Source organism: Streptomyces mauvecolor (genome assembly GCF_039532965.1).
GTDB lineage: Bacteria > Actinomycetota > Actinomycetes > Streptomycetales > Streptomycetaceae > Streptomyces > Streptomyces violascens.
This window is the reverse complement of record NZ_BAAASQ010000004.1, coordinates 441,407-460,725: the sequence shown is the minus strand read 5'-3', so window position 1 is coordinate 460,725 and position 19,319 is coordinate 441,407. Positions and strand designations below refer to the sequence as shown.

General features: G+C 72.7%; 18 protein-coding genes. 5 read left to right on the top strand and 13 right to left on the bottom strand.

Going from position 1 to position 19,319, the window contains the following annotated elements:
- Window positions 1-6 precede the first annotated feature (6 nt).
- Window positions 7-786 (bottom strand): 1-acyl-sn-glycerol-3-phosphate acyltransferase, encoded by a 780-nt coding sequence (locus ABD346_RS05195; RefSeq protein ID WP_344372025.1) that lies wholly within the window; start codon window positions 784-786, stop codon window positions 7-9.
- 154 nt (window positions 787-940) lie between these two features.
- Between ABD346_RS05195 and ABD346_RS05190 the strand changes: the two genes are divergently transcribed.
- Window positions 941-1,720, top strand: coding sequence for an alpha/beta hydrolase (locus ABD346_RS05190; RefSeq protein ID WP_344372191.1), 780 nt, complete (start codon window positions 941-943; stop codon window positions 1,718-1,720).
- Complete coding sequence (locus ABD346_RS05185) at window positions 1,632-2,309, top strand: hypothetical protein (RefSeq protein WP_381227375.1); 678 nt, start codon at window positions 1,632-1,634, stop codon at window positions 2,307-2,309. The genes ABD346_RS05190 and ABD346_RS05185 overlap by 89 nt, the downstream gene beginning before the upstream one ends.
- Before the next feature lie 156 nt (window positions 2,310-2,465).
- On the opposite strand, the gene ABD346_RS05180 is transcribed toward ABD346_RS05185, so the two are convergent.
- The 6 genes from ABD346_RS05180 to ABD346_RS05155 all read right to left on the bottom strand — a co-directional run bounded on the left by ABD346_RS05180 (window position 2,466) and on the right by ABD346_RS05155 (window position 7,371).
- Window positions 2,466-3,215 carry an endonuclease/exonuclease/phosphatase family protein gene (locus tag ABD346_RS05180; RefSeq protein WP_344372020.1) on the bottom strand — a complete coding sequence of 250 codons (750 nt, stop codon included), beginning with the start codon at window positions 3,213-3,215 and terminating at the stop codon, window positions 2,466-2,468.
- A gap of 69 nt (window positions 3,216-3,284) precedes the next feature.
- On the bottom strand, window positions 3,285-4,238 hold the full coding sequence (locus tag ABD346_RS05175) for an ROK family glucokinase (RefSeq protein ID WP_053727734.1): 954 nt from the start codon (window positions 4,236-4,238) through the stop codon (window positions 3,285-3,287).
- Between the two features lie 138 nt (window positions 4,239-4,376).
- Window positions 4,377-4,808 carry a DUF5304 domain-containing protein gene (locus ABD346_RS05170; protein ID WP_344372016.1) on the bottom strand — a complete coding sequence of 144 codons (432 nt, stop codon included), beginning with the start codon at window positions 4,806-4,808 and terminating at the stop codon, window positions 4,377-4,379.
- A 70-nt stretch (window positions 4,809-4,878) separates the two neighbouring features.
- Window positions 4,879-6,003, bottom strand: a complete 1,125-nt coding sequence (locus ABD346_RS05165; protein ID WP_344372013.1) for an ArsA family ATPase — start codon at window positions 6,001-6,003, stop codon at window positions 4,879-4,881.
- 2 nt (window positions 6,004-6,005) lie between these two features.
- Window positions 6,006-6,485: an SRPBCC family protein gene (locus ABD346_RS05160; RefSeq protein WP_344372011.1), complete on the bottom strand. Its 480-nt coding sequence runs from the start codon at window positions 6,483-6,485 to the stop codon at window positions 6,006-6,008.
- Between the two features lie 124 nt (window positions 6,486-6,609).
- Window positions 6,610-7,371, bottom strand: a complete 762-nt coding sequence (locus ABD346_RS05155) for a metallophosphoesterase family protein (RefSeq protein WP_344372008.1) — start codon at window positions 7,369-7,371, stop codon at window positions 6,610-6,612.
- A 275-nt stretch (window positions 7,372-7,646) separates the two neighbouring features.
- Between ABD346_RS05155 and ABD346_RS05150 the strand changes: the two genes are divergently transcribed.
- Window positions 7,647-9,440: an AMP-dependent synthetase/ligase gene (locus ABD346_RS05150; protein ID WP_344372006.1), complete on the top strand. Its 1,794-nt coding sequence runs from the start codon at window positions 7,647-7,649 to the stop codon at window positions 9,438-9,440.
- Window positions 9,441-9,694: 254 nt separating this feature from the next.
- Here ABD346_RS05150 and ABD346_RS05145 read toward each other — a convergent pair whose 3' ends face one another.
- Entirely contained in the window at window positions 9,695-10,837 is a 1,143-nt protein-coding gene (locus ABD346_RS05145) for a glycosyltransferase family 4 protein (protein WP_344372003.1), read from the bottom strand.
- A 152-nt stretch (window positions 10,838-10,989) separates the two neighbouring features.
- Here ABD346_RS05145 and ABD346_RS05140 point away from each other — a divergent pair, with 152 nt between their 5' ends.
- Window positions 10,990-12,216, top strand: a complete 1,227-nt coding sequence (locus tag ABD346_RS05140; protein ID WP_344372000.1) for a glycosyltransferase 87 family protein — start codon at window positions 10,990-10,992, stop codon at window positions 12,214-12,216.
- Here the strand turns inward: ABD346_RS05140 and ABD346_RS05135 are convergent.
- Window positions 12,177-13,508 carry an MATE family efflux transporter gene (locus ABD346_RS05135; protein WP_344371997.1) on the bottom strand — a complete coding sequence of 444 codons (1,332 nt, stop codon included), beginning with the start codon at window positions 13,506-13,508 and terminating at the stop codon, window positions 12,177-12,179. The two genes, ABD346_RS05140 and ABD346_RS05135, sit on opposite strands and share 40 nt — an antisense overlap.
- Window positions 13,509-13,601: 93 nt before the next feature.
- Here ABD346_RS05135 and ABD346_RS05130 point away from each other — a divergent pair, with 93 nt between their 5' ends.
- Window positions 13,602-14,129, top strand: a complete 528-nt coding sequence (locus ABD346_RS05130) for a PadR family transcriptional regulator (RefSeq protein WP_344371994.1) — start codon at window positions 13,602-13,604, stop codon at window positions 14,127-14,129.
- On the opposite strand, the gene ABD346_RS05125 is transcribed toward ABD346_RS05130, so the two are convergent.
- The 4 genes from ABD346_RS05125 to ABD346_RS05110 form a co-directional block, all read right to left on the bottom strand.
- On the bottom strand, window positions 14,130-15,362 hold the full coding sequence (locus ABD346_RS05125) for a hypothetical protein (RefSeq protein WP_344371991.1): 1,233 nt from the start codon (window positions 15,360-15,362) through the stop codon (window positions 14,130-14,132). It lies immediately after the preceding gene.
- Between the two features lie 16 nt (window positions 15,363-15,378).
- Window positions 15,379-16,407 carry a C40 family peptidase gene (locus tag ABD346_RS05120; RefSeq protein ID WP_344371989.1) on the bottom strand — a complete coding sequence of 343 codons (1,029 nt, stop codon included), beginning with the start codon at window positions 16,405-16,407 and terminating at the stop codon, window positions 15,379-15,381.
- 239 nt (window positions 16,408-16,646) lie between these two features.
- Entirely contained in the window at window positions 16,647-17,669 is a 1,023-nt protein-coding gene (locus tag ABD346_RS05115; RefSeq protein ID WP_344371987.1) for a C40 family peptidase, read from the bottom strand.
- A 275-nt stretch (window positions 17,670-17,944) separates the two neighbouring features.
- Window positions 17,945-19,306: an NYN domain-containing protein gene (locus tag ABD346_RS05110; RefSeq protein WP_381227367.1), complete on the bottom strand. Its 1,362-nt coding sequence runs from the start codon at window positions 19,304-19,306 to the stop codon at window positions 17,945-17,947.
- Window positions 19,307-19,319 lie beyond the last annotated feature (13 nt).

Below are 19,319 nucleotides of genomic sequence, written 5' to 3'. Positions count from 1 at the left end.
GCGCCGCTAGTCGCCGGGCTGTTCCGCCCGCTTGGCCTGCTCGATCTCGCGGGCCCGCTCCGCCTTCTCGGCGGCCTTCTGCTCGTCGGCGATCCGCTTGGCCTCGTCCGCGATCTGCCGCTTGGCGGCCGTCGCGTAGATGTCGACGTACTCCTGGCCGGAGAGCTTCATGATCTCGTACATGACCTCGTCGGTCACCGAGCGCAGAATGAAGCGGTCGCCCTCCATGCCCTGGTAGCGGCTGAAGTCGAGCGGCTTGCCGATCCGGATGCCGGGGCGCATCAGCTTGGGGACGACCTTGCCCGGCGGCTGGATCTTCTCGGTGTCGATCATCGCGACCGGGATCACGGGGGCGCCGGTGGCCAGGGCGACCCGGGCCAGACCGCCCGGCTTGCCGCGGTAGAGGCGGCCGTCGGGCGAGCGCGTGCCCTCCGGGTAGATGCCGAAGAGGCCGCCGCTCTTGATGACGTCGATGCCCGCGTTGATCGCGGCCTCACCGGCCCCGCGGGCGCCCGAGCGGTCCACCGGGAGCTGGCCGACGCCCTTGAAGAACGCGGCCGTCAGCTTGCCCTTGACCCCGGGGGAGGTGAAGTACTCGGCCTTGGCGATGAACGTGACCTTGCGGTCCAGGACGGCCGGCAGGAAGAAGGAGTCCGAGAAGGAGAGGTGGTTGCTCGCGAGGATCGCCGGACCCTCGGCGGGAATGTTCTCCAGGCCCTCCACCCACGGCCTGAAGGCGAGCTTCAGCGACCCGCCGATGGAGAACTTCATTGCGCCGTAGATCAACTCGGATGCCTTCCTGTGCTTGTCGAACAGACCTTAACCCGTGCCGGGCCCGGCCTCCCGCGCGACGGCCCTGGTCGGTGTCGGTCCGGTCGCGTACCGTGAAGTACGACTCCCCCGCACAACCCCGCCCCTGCTCATGAACAGGAGACCCCTGGTGCCGGTCCTCCCTGGAGCCGAGCCGTTCCGCCACGAGGGCGGAGAGGTCGGCGTCCTCCTCTGTCACGGTTTCACCGGTTCCCCGCAGTCGCTGCGCCCCTGGGCCGACTACCTCGCCGAGCGCGGCCTCACGGTCTCGCTGCCGCTCCTTCCGGGGCACGGCACCCGCTGGCAGGACATGCAGCTCACGGGCTGGCAGGACTGGTACGCCGAGGTGGACCGCGCGCTGCGCGAGCTCACCGAGCGCTGCACCCAGGTCTTCGTCTTCGGGCTCTCCATGGGCGGCGCCCTGTCCCTGCGCCTCGCCGCGAAGCACGGCGACGCGGTCACCGGCCTGGTGCTCGTCAACCCGGGCAACAAGGTGCACGGCGCGGCCGCGCAGGCGCTGCCCGTCGTCCGCCACTTCGTACGGTCCACGAAGGGCATCGCCAGCGACATCGCCAAGGAGGGCTCCGAGGAGGTCGGCTACGACCGGGTGCCGCTGCACGCGGCCCACTCGCTGCGCAACTTCTTCAAGATCGTGGACAGTGAACTGCCGCAGGTCACCCAGCCGTTGGTGGTGCTGCACAGCCCGCAGGACCATGTGGTGCCGCCGGTCGACTCGGCGCGGATCCTCAGCCGGGTCTCCTCCACGGACGTCGAGGAGATCCTGCTGGAACAGAGCTACCACGTGGCGACGTTGGACCATGATGCGGAGCGGATCTTCGAGGAGAGCTACTCGTTCATCGGCCGCCTCGCTCCTGGCGTCGGGAAGAAGGGGAGCACGACCGGTGGCTGAGCACGACGCGGACCGCGAACCGCAGCCGATCGACGAAGAGGCTGCCTGGGCGGCGATCGTGGCGGGGTACGGCGAGGAGCCGGCCGACCCGCCGGGCGCCAGGCCGTTTCGATCGGTGGAGGACCTCGCCCTGATCGAGGACGAGCCCGACGAGAACGACGAGGACGACGACAGCACGCCGCCCGAGACCGACAAGAGACCCGACAAGGGCCTCGACAAGAGCGGCGACAAGGGCGTCGGCAAGCCGGCGCTGGGCAGTTCGGTGGTGTTCGCGCCCGGCGTGGGCGGCCCGCGCGACTTCGCGCCCGCCGAGCCGTCCGACGACGACCCGGACGCCTCGGACGAGGGCCACTTCGTGCCGCCGGAGCCGCCCCCGCTGCCGGAGGCGGACGTCACGGCGAAGTTCGCGTGGCTGGGCGTGGTGGGCGGCCCGCTGCTGCTGATCCTCGCGGCGATCTTCGGCTGGGACATGACGTGGTGGCTCACCATGCTCGGCGTGGGCGGCTTCCTGGGCGGCATCGGCACGCTCTTCGCCCGCATGCAGCACGACGAGGACGACGACGACCCGGGGCGCGGCGCGGTGGTCTGAGCGCTCCGCAAAGCAGGCCCCTCCGGTGTTCGAGGAGCGGGCGCCCGGGGGCGGAGCCCCCGGCAACGGACCTCAGCCCACCCCTACCCCGGAGGCCCGCCGCGGAGCCGCTGAGTGTCGCAGCGGGGAGGGGAGGGGCGGGGCGGGGGAAGAATCTCACCCCGTCGGCACCCGCAGCGCCGCGAGCACCGGCAGGTGATCGGTAGCGGCCTTCAGGTCCTCCGGGTCCGCGAGCCCCAACGGCACGCCGCAGCCCAGGACTTCGACGCCCGGGGTCGCGAAGATCGCGTCGATCCGCTGGTGCGGGTCCTTCGGCGTGGAGGTCGGCCCGCCGCCCCACGGCGCCGCTTCCCAGCAGTCCTGGAGCGCCCCGGCAAGCCGGGTGAAGCTGCGCCCGCCGGGCCGCTCGTTCAGGTCGCCGCCCGCGATCGCGTGCTCCACACCCATCCCGGCGAGCCGGTCGAGCAGCGCCCCCGCCTGCTCGTACCGCTCGGCAGCCTGAAGGCTGAGGTGGGCGCTCAGGACGCCGATCCTGGCCCCGCCGATCCGTACCACCGCGGTCGCGAAACCGCGCCGGTGCAGGCCGGGGGTGAGCGGAAGCAGCACGTCCTCGGTGCGTTCCACGGTGGCCCGCAGCGAGCAGAGCAGCATCGGGCCCGCTGCCGTGGCACCGCCGCTCAGGATCACCAGGTCGGTCGCCGCCGCGAGGCGCGCCGCGGCCTTGCGCCAGCGGAAGAATCTGGGCGCCTCCTGGACGAGGACGAGATCGGGCTCGCAGGCGCGGATCACCCGGGCGAGGGCCGCGTTGTCGTCGCGCATCGAGCGGATGTTGTAGCTGAGGACGCGGATCACGGCCGAGCCGTTCTCCGTGGCGGACGCGGGCAGTTGGGCGGCAGGGGTCGTCATGGTCCACAACGTATGACAGCGCCCGCCGGTCCGGGGAGGACTCGGCGGGCGCTGTCGGTGGTGCGGGAGTTACATGATCGGGTCGGGCTGCCGCGCGAGGTCGGCCGCGCCGACCAGGCCGGCCTTGTTGCCGAGCTGGGCCGCGATGACATCGGCGACCGGGCGCCAGTTGCCGCCGACCAGCCAGCGCTTGTAGGACTTGCGGATCGGGTCGAGCACCAGCTCGCCCTCGTCCGAGAGGCCGCCGCCGACGATGAACGCCGACGGGTCGAAGAGCGAGGCCAGATCGGCCAGGCCCGCGCCCGCCCAGCGCGCCAGTTCGCGGTACGAGTCGACCGCGACCGGGTCGCCCTGGCGGGCGGCCATCGAGATGTGCTTGCCCTCGATGCCCTCGGGGGTGCCGTCGCCGAGGCCGAGCAGGAACTCGGCGTTCTCGGGGGTGGCGTTGGCGCGCTGCTTGGCGTAGCGGACCAGGGCGCGGCCGGAGGCGTACTGCTCCCAGCAGCCCTGGCTGCCGCAGCCGCACAGCAGACCGTCCGGCACCATCCGGATGTGGCCGAACTCGGCGGCCACGCCGAAGTGGCCGCGGCGCAGCTTGTTGCCGATGATGATGCCGCCGCCGAGGCCGGTGCCGAGCGTGATGCAGATGACGTTCCGGTGGCCCTTGCCGGCTCCGAAGCGGTACTCGCCCCAGGCGGCCGCGTTGGCGTCGTTCTCGACGACGACCGGGAGGCCGGTGCGCTGCTCGACCTTCTCCTTCAGCGGTTCCTGGCGCCAGTCGATGTTGGGCGCGAAGTAGACGGTGGACCGCTGGCGGTTCACATAACCGGCGGCCCCGATCCCCACGCCCACGATCTCGTGTCCGGCGCGTGCGCCGTCGACGGCCGAGGCGATCGCGTCCACGATGGCATCGGGCGTGCCGGGGGTCGGCACCTTGTGGGTCGAGAGGATGTTGCCGTCCTCGTCGACCACGCCCGCCGCGATCTTCGTGCCGCCGATATCGACACCGATGGTGAGTCCCATGAATCCCTCAGTTCGGTCGAGCCCCGCTACGGCCAACCGTACCCGAGCCGGGGCGGCACTCAGCGTGAGGAGCCCGTGTTCGCGGCGGGTGTGAGGGCGGGTCCGGTGCCGGGTGGGCGGCCGGTCCCGGTGGGGGTCTCAGTCGAGGTCGATGTGCTCGGTGGGGCCGGTGCCCTCGTCACGCTTCCGGTCGTCGGCGGACGTCCAGCGGCGCTCGTGGCCCTCGACGGCCGAGCGGTAGGCGGCGAGCAGTTCGTTGCCGGCCGCGGCGAGGTGGTCGAAGACCTCGGGGTTGCGCTCGATGACGGGCTCGACGGCGGACTTCGCCTGGCTGATCAGCTGCTGTACGGCGCCCTGCGTCGCCAGGCCGGACAGCGAGGACGGGCCGTCGAAGATGCCGGCGACCTTGTCGGTGACGGCGTCGAGGAGCTTGCGCAGCTCCTCGGCGGCGGATCCCGGCGGGGAGCCGTACTGGGCGCGGCGGCGCGCCTTCTCGGCGGCCAGGTCCTCGGCGCAGGCCTCGGCCCAGGCATCCGCGTCGGGGGCGGGGCGCTCGGTGGCTTCGCTCATGGCGGACTCCAGCGGCTGGTTTTCCTACAGGGCTGTTTCCCTCGACGTTACCCGAACGGGGGTACCCCGTTCAGCGACCGCGGGGCCACAGCTCGGGATCGGGGGCGAACCGGATCTCCAGTACGCCGTCGTGAAGGCCGGCCCCGGTGACGGTGCAGCGGCGCAGCGCGGACGGCAGCGGCGCGATGCGCCGGAACGGGCCGACGGTGAGCAGGAGTTCGTCGCCGCGCCGCACCAGCGAGAGGCCGTCCTTGACCGCGCCGGGCAGCGGCAGCCGCCACACCAGGACGTCGTCCTCGGCGAGCCGGTCCTCGATGTTCCACTGCGGGGCCGGGGCACCGTCCGGCCCGGATCCGGTGCCGAGCCGCTCCAGGTCGTCGTCGCCGCGCGGATCACGCCCGAGGTGCGCCACCTCGCGTACGACGGGGAACTCCCCGGCCAGCTCGTCCAGGTGCTTGCGCTGCTGGGCGACCAGGCCGGCGAGCCAGGGGTCGGGGGTCTCGGCGGGCAGCAGCCGGTTGGCGACCACCGCGTCGAGGGCGAGCCGCTGCACGGCGATGCCGAGCCGGGCGGTGCGCAGGGCCTCGGCGGCGGCCGGTCCGGGTTCCGCGACGAGCCGTACGGTCGTGCCCGGGTCCTCGATCACGGCCTGGACGGCGGCCAGTTCGAGGTCCCAGCGGGCGGCGGTCTCGTACAGCCACTGCGCGGGCATGGGGACCCCGGCGAGCTGGGCGAGGACCGGGCGCAGCGAGCGGGCTGCCTGGCGCTCGGGCGGCAGGAGGCGGCGCAGATAGCGGCGCAGCTGCTCGGGCAGCGCGAGGGCGGCGAGCGCCCGGTCGGCCGGCGGAAGGTCGACGACGAGCAGGTCCGGCTCGTCGGCGGCGGCCTCGCGCAGGGCGCTGAGCAGGGCGAGCTGTTCGGCGCCGGGGAGTTCGGTGAGCTCCTCGGCGTCCAGGCGGGAGGCGCCGAGCAGGTCGAGGGCGGCGCCCGCGCGGTCCTGGAAGGCGAGGAGTTCGGCGCGGAAGTGCGCGGCCGAATCGATTCGCCGGACGGTGACCGCGGCGAGTTCGCCGGGGAGCCGGTCCGAGGTCAGCAGCGTGACGCGGGAGCCGCTGCGGGCGGCGGCGAGCGCGGTCGCCGCCGCGACGGTGGTGCGGCCCGCGCCGCCGGGGCCGGTGACGAGGACCGTACGCACGTCTAGAGCTTCTTGGCCCCGTCGGCGGAACCGGCCTCGGCTTCGCCCGGGCCGCTCTCGACGCGCTTCTTCAGACCGGCCAGCGCGCGGTCGATGATGACCTTCTCCGCCTTGCGCTTGATCATGCCGAGCATGGGGATCTTGACGTCGACGGTCAGCTGGTAGGTGACCTCGGTCCGTCCGCCGGGGGCGTCGGCCAGGGTGTACGAGCCGTCGAGGGTGCGCAGCATCTGGGACTTGACCAGCGTCCAGCTGACCTGGTTGCCGTTCCAGGTGTAGGCGAGGGTGTGGTCGTCCTTGATGGCGCCCGCGTCGAGCAGCAGGCGCACCTTCTCGGCGTGACCGGCGGCGTCGGTGGCGAGCACCTCGGCCTCCTTCACCTCGCCGGTCCACTCCGGGTAGCGGGCGAAGTCCGCGATCACGCCCATGACGTCGGCCGGGGCCGCCTCGATGGTGATAGACGAGCTGGTGTGTTCCGCCATCGTCGTGGCTCCTCCAGTGCGCGGTCCGGGTCTGGTTTCTCCCCCGCCCCGCGCGGGCGGCGGCGGTGGGGAGGTGTGCGTGCAGGCTATCGCGTACGGGCCCCTCGTCACTCCAGTGGCCGGATCACCACTCCAGGGCGAAGGGCCGGGAGGTGGCGGCGAAGTGGCCGACGTTCACGCACTCGGTGCGGCCGATGCGCATCCGCCGGGCCAGCGGCTGGTGGACGTGGCCGAACAGGGAGTAGCGGGGCCGGGTCCTGTGGATCGCGGCGAGCAGGGCGCGCGAGCCTCGCTCGAAGCGGCGGGCGACGGTGTCGTACACGAGCTCGGGGACCTCGGGCGGGATGTGCGAGCAGAGCACGTCGACCTCGCCGAGCGCCTCGACCTTGGCGGCGTACTCCTCGTCCGAGATTTCATAGGGCGTTCGCATCGCGGTCCGCAGACCGCCACCGACGAAGCCGAAGACGCGCCCGGCTATCTCGACGCGCTGGCCGTCCAGGACGGTGGTGCCCGGGCCCGCGTACTGCGGCCAGAGGTCCGGCATGTCGACATTGCCGTACGTGGCGTACGTCGGAGTGGGGAAGGCGGCGAACATCTCGGCGTACTGGCGGCGGACGGCGGCCTCGATCGCGGACTCCCGGTCCAGTCCGGCCCACAGCGTCCGTCCCAGCTCGCGGGCCTCCTCGAAGCGCCGGGCGGTGCGCAGGGCGACGATCCGGTCGGCGTTCTCGACGCCGAAGAGGTCGGGGAAGATGCCGCGCGAGTGATCGGCGTAGTCGAGGAAGAGAACCAGGTCACCGAGGCAGACGAGGGCGTCCGCCCCGTCGCCCGCCTTGGCCAGGCCCTCGGTGTTCCCGTGCACGTCACTGACCACATGAACTCGCATGAGGGTCACCTTAGGCCGTCGGACCTGCGGTTACTTCCGAGTGCCCGAAGGTGTGGACTACTGTGCGCGAAGCAGTGTCAAACATGTGTGACGCACCGAACATCTGGCCAGAACCCCCTATCGGGAACCCACTACCCATGGGTAACGTCCGGGCAGTCCAGTCGTGCTCGGAGTTCCGCCCCCCACGGAAGCCTCCGGGCACCTGCCCGATCTTGGACCGCAGCCGGTGCATCACACAGAGCCGTGGCACCGGCGCCCGATGAGGAGCAGCAGTCTTGCGCGAGTTCAGCCTTCCGGCCCTGTACGAGGTCCCTTCGGACGGCAACCTGACGGATCTGATCCGCCGCAATGCCGCTCAGCATCCCGATGTCGCGGTCATGGGCCGCAAGATCGCGGGTGCCTGGGCCGATGTCACCGCCCGCCAGTTCCTCACCGAAGTGCGCGCCGTCGCCAAAGGCCTGATCGCCTCGGGCGTCGAGGCCGGCGACCGGGTGGCCCTGCTGTCGCGGACCCGGTACGAGTGGGTGCTCCTCGACTTCGCGATCTGGAGCGCGGGCGCCGTCACCGTCCCGGTGTACGAGACCAGCTCGCCCGAGCAGATCCAGTGGATCCTCGGCGACTCCGGCGCGACGCTCGCCATCGTCGAGTCCGCGGCGCACCAGGCCTCCGTGGCCTCGGTCCAGGCCGGTCTGCCCGCCCTGAAGGGCATCTGGCAGCTCGACACCGACGCGGTGGGCCGGCTCACCGCGACCGGCACGGACGTCTCCGACGAGCTGCTCGACGCGCGGATGTCCTCGGCCCACGCCGACGACCCGGCGACCATCGTCTACACCTCCGGCACCACCGGCCGCCCCAAGGGCTGTGTGTTGACCCACCGCGCCTTCTTCGCGGAGTGCGGCAACGTGGTGGAGCGGCTCAAGCCCCTCTTCCGGACCGGCGAGTGCTCGGTGCTGCTCTTCCTGCCCGCGGCCCACGTCTTCGGGCGGCTGGTCGAGGTGGCCTCGGTGATGGCGCCGATCAAGCTCGGCTGCGTACCGGACATCAAGAACCTGACCGACGAACTCGCCTCGTTCCGGCCGACGTTGATCCTCGGCGTGCCGCGCGTCTTCGAGAAGGTCTACAACTCGGCGCGCGCCAAGGCGCAGGCCGACGGCAAGGGCAAGATCTTCGACAAGGCCGCGCACACCGCGATCGCCTACAGCACGGCGCTCAGCACGGACGCGGGGCCCTCGTTCGGTCTGAAGATCAAGCACAAGGTCTTCGACAAGCTCGTCTTCAGCAAGCTGCGGGCGGTGCTCGGCGGGCGCGGCGAGTACGCGATCTCCGGCGGCGCGCCGCTGGGCGAGCGGCTGGGCCACTTCTTCCGCGGCATCGGCTTCACGGTCCTGGAGGGCTACGGCCTGACCGAGTCCTGCGCCGCGACCGCGTTCAACCCCTGGGACCGGCCGAAGATCGGCACGGTCGGGCAGCCGCTGCCGGGCTCGGTCGTCCGCATCGCCGACGACGGCGAGGTGCTGCTGCACGGCGAGCACCTCTTCCAGGGCTACTGGAACAACGAGGCCGCCACCGCCGAGGCGCTGGCCGACGGCTGGTTCCACACCGGCGACATCGGCACCCTCGACGAGGACGGCTACCTCGCGATCACCGGCCGCAAGAAGGAGATCATCGTGACGGCGGGCGGCAAGAACGTCGCCCCCGCGGTCATCGAGGACCGCATCCGCGCGCACGCCCTTGTCGCGGAGTGCATGGTGGTCGGCGACGGGCGGCCGTTCGTCGGCGCGCTCGTCACCCTGGACGAGGAGTTCCTGGGCCGCTGGGCCGAGGAGCACGGCAAGTCCGTGGCGACGGTGGCCGCTCTGCGCGACGACGCGGATCTGCTGGCGGAGGTGCAGCGGGCGGTGGACGACGGCAACGCGGCGGTGTCGAAGGCGGAGTCGGTACGGAAGTTCCGCGTTCTCGGCGCGCAGTTCACCGAGGAAGCGGGCCACATCACGCCTTCCCTGAAGCTGAAGCGCAACGTTGTGGCGAAGGACTTCGCGGACGAGATCGAGGCGATCTACACCCGCTGAGCCCCGGCGGGCCGGGCCTCTCGGGGGCTGCGCCCCCGGCCCCCCTCTCTCCTGCCGTCCGGTGACCTCGGGGCTCCGCCCCGAACCCCGTTCGCGCCTTGAGGGCGCTCGTCCTCAAACGCCGGACAGGCTCAAGATGCCTGCATGCGCACCCTGCCAAGAGAGACCCTGCCAGGGGCGCGGGGAACTGCGCCAACAGCCCCCGACTGCCCCCGCGTCGAATCCCCCGCCCCCGCGGAGCGGAGCCGCACCCCCTACAGCAGACCCCTCAGCTTCTCCGCCAGGAGGTCCCAGCGCCACTTCGACTCGACCCACTCCCGCCCCCGCTCCCCCATCCGCCGCCGCAACTCCGCGTCCTGGAGCAGCGTGACGATGCGGTCGGCCGAGTCCTCCGGGCAACCGCCCCGCACCACCCAGCCCGTCTCGCCGTCGAGCACCGCGTCGGGCGCGCCGCCGGAGTCGCCCGCGACCACGGGCAGGCCGGTCGCCGAGGCCTCCAGGTACACGATGCCGAGGCCCTCGACGTCCAGGCCGCCGCGCCGGGTGCGGCAGGGCATCGCGAAGACGTCACCGGCCCCGTAGTGCGCGGGAAGTTCCTCCCACGGCACCGCCCCGGTGAAGCGGACGGAGGCCGAAACCCCGGTGTCCAGGGCGAGTTTGCGCAGGTCGGCCTCGTACGGCCCGCCGCCCACGATGAGCAGTACCGCCTCCGGCACCTGCGCGAGGATCGCCGGCATGGCGAGGATCAGGGTGTCCTGGCCCTTGCGCGGCACGAGCCGCGAGACGCAGACCACGACGGGCCGGTCGGCGAGCCCGAGCCGGGCGCGTACGGCGTCGCCGCCGGAGCCGGGGTGGAAGGTCTTCTCGTCGACGCCGGGCGGGAGTTGGACCATGCGGGCCGCGGCCTGCTGGGTCAGCGCGTCCGCGATCCGGGAGCGGGTGTACTCACCCAGATAGGTGATCGTGTCCGTGCCCTCGCCGATCCGCCTCAACAGCTGCCGCGCGGCGGGGAGTTGGGCCCACCCGGCCTCGTGCCCGTGCGTGGTCGCCACCAGACGCTCCGCGCCCGCCCTGCGCAGCGCCGGCCCCATGAGGCCGAGCGGCGCCGCCGCCCCGAACCACACGGAGGAGCAGCCGTGTTCGCGCAGCAGGGAGACGGCCCGCCGGGTGACCCGGGGGGTGGGAAGCAGCATCGTGGTGCGGTCGCGTACGACGGTGAACGGCTGCTCGGCGTCGAACGCGGCGGTCGCCTCGATGCCCTCCCGGCTCCGCTTCCACGTCGAGGCGTAGACGACGATCTGCCCGGGATCGAGGCGCAGCGCCATGTTGTGCAGGAACGCCTGGATCCCGCCGGGGCGCGGCGGGAAGTCATTGGTCACGATCAAGGTCTTGTGCATCGCCGCCGACAGTACCGAACCCGGGGCACACGGCCGAAGGGAGGCCGCGGGGCGGCGCCACGAACGGAAAGGGCCCCGCCTGACGGCCGAGGCGCCCGGGTACCCGGCATCATGGCTGGTCCGGCCCCCGAAATGAGGACGAGACGGACACCATGAGCATCCTGCGGCGCCCCTTCGCGGTGGCGGCCACTTGGGCCACGACCCGTTATCTGCTGCTGTTCGGCGTCTTCAGGGTGCTCGTCCTGCCGGGTCCGGACGTCACCACCGACGTCCATGTCATCTACCAGGGCTGGGCGCACGTGCTCGCGGCCGGCACCTATCCGCTGGACGACGTGACCTGGCAGTATCCGCCGGCCGCGGCCCTCGCGATCCTCTCCCCCACGGCGCTGCCCTTCCTCGACTACGCGACGGCGTTCTTCCTGCTCGCCTTCCTGGCGGACACGGCGGTCCTCGGCCTCCTGATGTACGCGGCGGGCCGCCCCGGCAAGTCCCTGAACGGCGCCTGGATGTGGGCCGTCGGCGTCCCGCTGCTCGGCCCCACCGCGTACGCCCGCTACGACCTGATGGTGACCGCGGTCGCGGTCGCGGCACTGCTCGCGGGGGTGCGCCACCCACGGATCCTGGGCGCCCTCGCCGCGTTCGGGGCGCTCCTGAAGGTGTGGCCGGTGCTCCTGCTGATCCGGGCGCCGCGCCGGTCCTGGACGGCAGCCGCGGTGGCCGGCGCCGCGATCCTGGGGGCGTGCATGGCGGCGGCGCCGGGCGCGCTCGCCTTCCTCACCTTCCAGCGGGAACGGGGCACCGAGGTCGAGTCGCTCGGGGGTCTGGTCTTCCACATGTCCCGGCACTTCGGCTGGAACGGCCGGGTGCAGCTGAACTACGGCTCGGTGGAGTTCCTCGGCCCGTACGTCTCGCTGGTGTCCACCCTCGCGATGGCGCTGACCGTGCTCGCCTTCGGCTGGCTGCTGGTGTGGCGTCTGAGGGCCTGCGGCCCGATGCGCCCGAGCACCCCGGCGGACGCGGCCTTCACCGCCGTCCTGCTCTTCACCATGACGAGCCGGGTGATCAGCCCCCAGTACCTCCTGTGGCTGGTGGGTCTGGCCGGGGTGTGCCTGGTCTTCCGCCGCACCCCGATGACCCGCCCGGCCCAGCTGGTCCTGGCGGCGACGCTCGTGACCCTCCTGGAGTTCCCGGTCTGGTTCTCGCACGTGGTGGCGAGCGACTGGCTGGGCATGCTCCTCCTGGTCGTACGCAACGGCCTGCTCCTGTCCGCCTCGCTCCTCGCGTGCCGCCGCCTGTGGCAGTCGACGTCCCCGACCGGCAACCTCCCGCCGCTCCCTCTTCAGCCCACCCGCAGGACCGAGCCGTCCACCACCTGCTGACGCCTCGGGACGCGTCGGCAGAGCCACGCCAGGGCCGCGCACTGGGCGGCGGTGCCCAGCGCCATGGCCAGGCAGATGCCCGGCAGGCCGATCCCCGACAGGCCGTGGGCGAGCGCCAGTTGGAGCACCACGCCGCATCCGGTGATCCGCGCCAGGAGCGGGCTGCCGCCGCTGCCCTCGAAGACTCCGCCGACCGAAATGAAGCAGGCGAGCAGCACCAGGTAGGGCCCCAGACAGCGCAGATAGAGCGCTCCGGCCGCGGCCACCTCCCCGCGCGCGCCGAACCCTGCCATGATCCAGGGCGCCGCGGCGAGCAGCACGAGGACCGCTGCGGCCCCCACCGCACCCGAGACGCGCAGCGCCGCCCGCGCGACGGCCCGCCGCTCGTCCCGCCCGGCCCCGAGCAGCCGCGCCGTGTGGATCGCGGCGGCCTGGCGTACGGAGTAGAAGGCCATGGTCGCCCCGTACATCGCCTTGGTCGCGATGCCGTACGCGGCGACCTCGGCGACACCGATCCGGGCGACGACCCCGACAAGCGCGAGCGCTCCGCCCATGCGCACGACGAAATCGGCGGACATGGGGAGCCCGGTGCGCACCGTGCGGCGCAGATCGGCGGACAACGGGCGCGGCGAGGGCCCGGCCGCGGACAGCACGGCGCTGCGCCGCAGCACCACCAGCCCCCACCCCAGCGCGACGGCCCGCCCGAGCACGGTGGCGAGGGCCGCGCCCCGCACACCGAGGCCGCAGCCCAGGATGAGCAGCGGGTCGAGGACGAGGATCAGCCCGTTGGCGAGCAGCGCGAAGCGCATCGGGGAGCGGGTGTCGCCCGCGCCCTTGAGGATGCCGTCCACGACGTTGGTGGCGAAGAAGACCGCGATGCCGGGCAGCGCGACGGAGAAGTAGCCGGTGGCGAGCGGCAGGGCCGCGCCCGCGTCACCGCCGAGCACCAGGCGCGCCAGCGGCTCCCGGCACAGGAACCCGCCCGCCGCGACGACCGGGGTGAGCAGCGCCCACAGCGCCCAGCCGCCCCGCACCGCCGCCCGCACCCCGCCCGGATCCCCGGCACCCCTGGCCCGGGCGAGCAGCACGGTCGTGCCCGACCCGGCCATGAGGACGACCCCGAGCAGCACGTTCTCGACATTGGTGGCGACGGCGACCGCGGCCACCGAGTCCCCGCCGAGCCGGGCCACCCAGACCATGTTGATGATCCCGGCCGCGACCCCGGCCAGGAGCTCGCAGTAGACCGGATACGCGAGCGACACCAGCGCGCGGCGATGAGCCGTCGACCCCATGGACCTCTCCCCCTCGTTCGCAATACCTCGATTCGAGGTAGCTCGATAAGAGGTAGCATGAGACACGGCAACCGGACAAGACGAGGGGCGCCCATGCTGGAGCTGTCGATCCTGGGATTCCTGTACGAGGAGCCCCTCCACGGCTACGAGCTCAAGGAGCGCATCAAGGGCCTCAGCGGGCACATCCGGCCGGTCAGCGACGGGGCGCTCTACCCGGCGATCACCCGCCTCGCCAAGGCGGGCGCCCTGGAGCAGCGCACCGAGCCGGGCAGCGGGGCCGCGCCCCGGCGCATCCTCTCCCTCACGGACACCGGCCGCGCCGGACTCCTGGAGCGGCTGCGGCACCCCAAGGACGTCGAGATCACCGACGGGCAGCGGTTCTTCACCCTGCTCGCCTTCCTGCGGCACCTGCCCGACCCCGCCGAGCAGGCGGCCGTCCTGAGGCGACGCCAGGCCTTCCTCGAAACGCCGGCCAGCTTCTTCTACCGCGAGGGCGAGCCCGTCGCGGCCGAGCAGGCGCCGGACCTGTTCCGCCAGGGCATGCTGCGGATCGCGCGCGCCACCGGCACGGAGGAGAAGAGGTGGCTGGCGGAGGCGATCGGGCAGCTGGACAAGCCCTGATCAGGCCAGCTGCCCCCGTACGTACTCCCGCCACCGCGCCGTGAACTCCCGTGGGGACAGACCGAGTTCGCCCTGCATCGCCTTCTCCAGCGCCCCCTCGCGGTGGGGCTGGTCGCCGACCTTCGTGTAGAAGCGGGCCAGCGTGGCCTCACCCCACTGGGTGGCGATCAGACGGCAGGCCAGCCAGCCGCCCTCGTACGCCCGCGCCAGGCGGTCCGCGCCGCCGTCGAAGCCGAAGTCGGCGTCGCTCGGCAGATCGGCGGGCAGGCCGCCCGCGCGGACGGCCTTCTGGAGTTCGGGGGCCGCCTGGGGGGCGGTGCGACCGGTGCCGCGGTAGCCGACCCAGTCCGCGTAGCCCTCCGAGAGCCACATCGGAGTGGCGGGCGAGGTGTGGGCGCGGGTCGCGACGTGGGTGGTCTCGTGGGTGAGGACGACCTTGCGGCCCAGGTCACCGAGGACCGCGTACGCCTCCGGGTTGACGATCACCCGGTCCGCCGGGGCCGCCGCCGCGCCGCCCGCCTCTCCGGTGGTCACCGCCGCGATGCCCCGGTAGGAGGCGGCCGGCGCACCGAGCAGCGCGGCCATGCCGTCGAGGGAGGAGGGCACGAGGACGACGACCCGGCCTGCCCACTTCCCCGGCCACGCGGCCGAGACCGCCGGTACCGCCGCGTCCTCCGCGGCCGCGATCCCGTCCAGCTTCGCCCGGTCCTGGCCGACCCCGAGGATCAGGCTGTGGGTGCCGCGTACGGCCACGACCGGGCCCTGCTGCCACAGCAGCTGGGCGGCGCCCTGGGCGGGCCGGTCGTCGGTGACGTACCAGCCGCCGCCGCGCCGGTCGAGGGTCAGGGTGCGGGCGGCCGTCACGGGGGCGCTGTCGTAGCCCTCGATCCGGTAGCGCAGATCCACCTTGGCGGTCGCCGTCGCGCCGTGCCGGTCCACGCCGGTGACCTTGTACGCCCAGGAGCTGAGCGGCACCTGCGCGAGGTTGCCGAGCTCGGTGCGCTGGGCCACCCGCAAGCCCGTGGCGGCGGGGTCGACGGCGGCCAGATAACCGGCCTCGTCGTGTTTCAGGACCGCGGCGGCGCGCCGGTCGAGGACCTGCTGCACCTGGCTCGCCGTGGCGTCGGGGGCCGAGCCGGGCGCCGAGCAGCCGACCACGAGCAGCAGCGCGGTGAGCGCGCAACCCGCCGCCCGCCCGCGCCACACCCCTCGACCACGCCCATGACCTGCCACGCCGCCGATCGTACGGTCAGACGCGCGTCACGGAGGAAATGGGCATCATCCCCACGGGGTCGTAGCGCACCGGCGCCCCCGGATACGGAGCGTGCACGACCTGGCCGTTCCCCATGTACATGGCGATGTGGCTGGCGTCGTGCCGGTACGTGATCAGGTCGCCCGGCTTCGCCTCGGAGAGCGGCACCTGATGGCCGGCGTACCGCTGCTCCTGCGAGGTGCGCGGCAGGCCGAGCCCGGCCTGGGCGTACGACCACTGCATCAGGCCCGAACAGTCGAACCCGGCGGGCCCGCTGGAGCCCCAGATGTACGGCTTGCCGATCGCCGCGCGGGCCGCCATCACGGCCGCCGCGGCCCGCGCGGAGGCGGGCGCCGAGTCGGAGAGCGCGGGCAGTTGGGCGCGTCCCGAGCGTGAGGCGCGGTCGAAGGCGGCCCGCTCGTCGGTGGGCATCGCGTTGAGCGTCCGGCGCGCCTCGGCCAGCTTCGACTCCACGGTCCGCTTGTGCCGGGCCACCTCGGTGCGGCTGCGCTCCAGCTCGGCGAGTTTGCGGCCGGCCTCGGCGCGCTGCTGGGACAGGCGCCGCTGCTCGCGCTGGAGGTCCTGGAGCGCGCTGGTCTGACGCTCGCTCAGCCGGTCGAGGGCGGCGGCCCGGTCGAGATACGTGGCCGGGTTCGAGGACAGGAGCAGGGCGATCGCGGGGTCGATGCCGCCCTGGCGGTACTGCGCCCCGGCGATCGCGCCGAGCGCGCCCCGCATGCGGTTGATCCTGTCCTGGCCGCGCGCGACGCCGTCCTGCGCCTGCTTGACCTGCTCACGCAGCTCCCGCGTGTGCGCGTCGGCCTTGTCGTACTGCTCGGTGGCCTGCTCGGCCTCCTCGAAGAGGCGGTCCACCTTGGCCTGTCCCGAGGAGGCCGGCCCGTGCGGGTCGGCGCTCGCCGCGGGTGCCGCGAGGGCTGCGGCGGCGGTCGCCGCCGCGGCCGAAAGGACGGTGACGCGCGCGCTCTGGGTCAGGCCCGACTGCGAAGGCCGGCGATGGGACGCCACGTATGCCGCACTCCCTTGCACTGCGTGCGGCCCCTGCCGCCCGGGCGGGCGGCGAGTCACCGGGGAAACCGCACGCCGGACAGTAACCGGGCGCACACCGGGCGGCCAACGACCCCGCCGCCTACGCAAAGTGACGCCCCACCGGAGAGCACAGGTCACCGGCGGGGCGTGGCGTCAGCGCGAGTTGCCGCAATTCGCCCGTTTGGGCGGCATCGGCGGCTGACGGAGGGGAAGGCGGGTCAGCCGATGCGCACACCGAACTGGAACGGCATGTTGTCCATCGACTCGTAGCGCACGACCGTGCCGGTCCTCGGCGCGTGCAGCACCATGCCGTTGCCGGCGTACAGGCCGATGTGGTGCAGGTCGCCGAAGAAGAGCACCAGGTCGCCGGGCTTGAGGTCGCCGCGGCCGATCCGGGTGCCCGCGTTGGCCTGCTCCTGCGAGGTACGCGGCAGGTGGACGCCGGCCTGGGCGTAGGCGTAGCCCGTCAGGCCCGAGCAGTCGAAGGTCGCCATGCCGGTCGCGCCGTAGCTGTACGGCTTGCCGAGCTGGGTCTGGGCCGCGGCGAGGGCGGCACCGCCGACACCCGAGGCGGGCACGTTGCCGAGGTTCGGGCGCTCGTTGGAGCGGTTGGCGCGCGCGTCGTCGGCGGCGAGCGCCTGCTTCTCCTGCGCGGTCAGGGAGTTGAGCAGGGTCTGCGCGTCGCCGAGCTTGCCCTGGACTTCCTTCTTCTTGTCGTCGAGCACCTTGCGGGTGTCGGCGAGGTCCTTCAGCTTGCCCTCGGCCTCCTTGCGCTCCTGCGCGAGGGTGCGCTGCTTGCCCTGGATCTTCTGCAGCGCCTCGGTCTGAGTGGCGCTCAGCTGGTCGAGGGAGGAGGCCTTGTCCAGGAAGTCGTCCGGGTTGGAGGAGAGGAAGAGCGCGAGCGAGGGGTCGATGCCGCCGGAGCGGTACTGGGCCGAGGCCATCGAACCGAGGCCGCTGCGCAGGGTGTTGAGCTCCTGCTGACCGCGGGCGACCTTGTCCTGGATCTGGCCGATCTCCTTCTCCAGGGCGGCCTGCTTCTCCTTGGCGCCATTGGCCGCCTCGGTCGCCTGCTCGGCCTCGTCGTAGAGCTTGTCGACCTTGCTCTTGACCTCGTCCTTGGAGGGCTTCGGGTCCGCCTGGGCAGCCTGCGAAGTAAGGGCGACGACTGCGGCCGCGGTCGCGCTGAGCACGGTCACACGGGTGCGGCTCGCGGGCTTGGGACGACGGTGGGACCCCACGAAGGCGAGCTCCTTCTTCCTCAGCCGCCGAACAGGGCACACTCGGCGGGACCTTCACGGTCACCCCGGGACGAGTGATCAACGCGTGAAGGTACGAGGCCCGACCCTAGTGACCTTCCTGTGATCAGTTCAAATCCTGATAGGAAAAAACTCCGGGGCCCAGATGATTCTTTACTGTCACCCCACGCGCAGTAGTTGGCACTTGACGGAGCGCTGGTCGGCGATCACCCGAATTCGGGCATTGAACACAGGAGTTGCCAAACGCCCTGAATGCGTCAGACGCGTGAAAGACGCTTCAGGAGCAGCAGCGAGGCGACCGGGCGGGCGCCCGCCTTCGCGACGCCGTCCGCCACTTCCTTGTCCGTCGAGACGACCACCACGGGCCGCCCGGACGGCTCGGCCCGCACCAGCTGACGGATCAGCTCGTCGGCGGTCACCCCGGGCTTCGAGAACAGGACCCGCACGCCCCTGGGCGGCGCGAGCAGCACCGGGGCCGCGAGTTCCGCACCGTCGAAGACACACGTGACCTCGGCGCCCGTCTGCGCGGCGAGCACGGACAGGCCGCCGAGCAGCCTGAGGCGCTGCTTCTCCAACGGCATCGTCGGATAGCCCGTCTTGGTCACGTTGTAGCCGTCCACGACCAGGTGCACCTGGGGCAGCCCGAGCAGCTGGTCGAGCAGCGCCGGGTCGGTCTCCGACAGGGCCCGGGCCGCGATGTCCTTGGGCGTCATGTTGCCCGGCGCGACCGCGTCCACGGTGTCGGCGGGACGTACGGATGCGGGCGGCAGGGCCAGTTCGCGGCGCAGGCCCTGGGCGCCCTCCAGGACGGTGTCGAGCAGCAGCCGCAGCCGCATGTCCTCCACCGAGCGCCCCTCGCGGACCGCGCGCCGGCTCGCCTCAAGTCCCGCCTCGGCCTCGCCGAGCCGCGTCTTGAGGCGCCGGGTCTCGCTCTCGGCCGCGGCCACCTGGGCGGCCGCCTCGGACTTGATGCCGTCGATCTCGGAGGTGGTCCGGCGCAGCGCCGCCTCGCCGCGCTTCACATCGCTCTGGGCGCTGCGCAGCTTGCGCTGGAGCGTTTCGGCTTCCTTGCGGGCGGCGAGCAGTTCGAGACGCAGCGCCTCGTTCTCGGACTTGACCAGGGCGCGGGCCTCGGCGAGTTCCTCACGCAGCCGCTCCAGTTCGCGCCTGCCCTCCTCGTCGGCCCGCTCGGCGAACGCCCGCTGGGCCTCCTCGCCGGCCGCCGCGACCAGCTTCACCCAGCCGGTGGGGCGCAGCACATAGGCGGCGGCCGCCACGTCCACGGGGTCGGCGGCCGCGGGCGGCGATCCGGCCTCGACGGCGCCGGCGAGCTCGGGCTGCGCCTCCTTGAGCCGCTCGCCGATCCGCTGGCGGAAGACGGGGTCGCTCTCCAGCGCGGCGGCCATCGCGTTGCCCGCGAACTTGGCGCGCCGGGTCGGGGTGAAACGGGCGTACTGCCGCAATTGTCCCGGCAGTTCGGTAACGGTCAGGCCGCCGAACGCCTCCGAGACGAAGGCGACGACCCGGCGCCGCACCCCTTCGGGCAGCGGGCGGTCGAGCACCTCGGCGGGGCCGTCACCGGCCGCAGCGGCCGGGTCGGCACCGCTTGCATGCTCCACAATCCGTCACCCC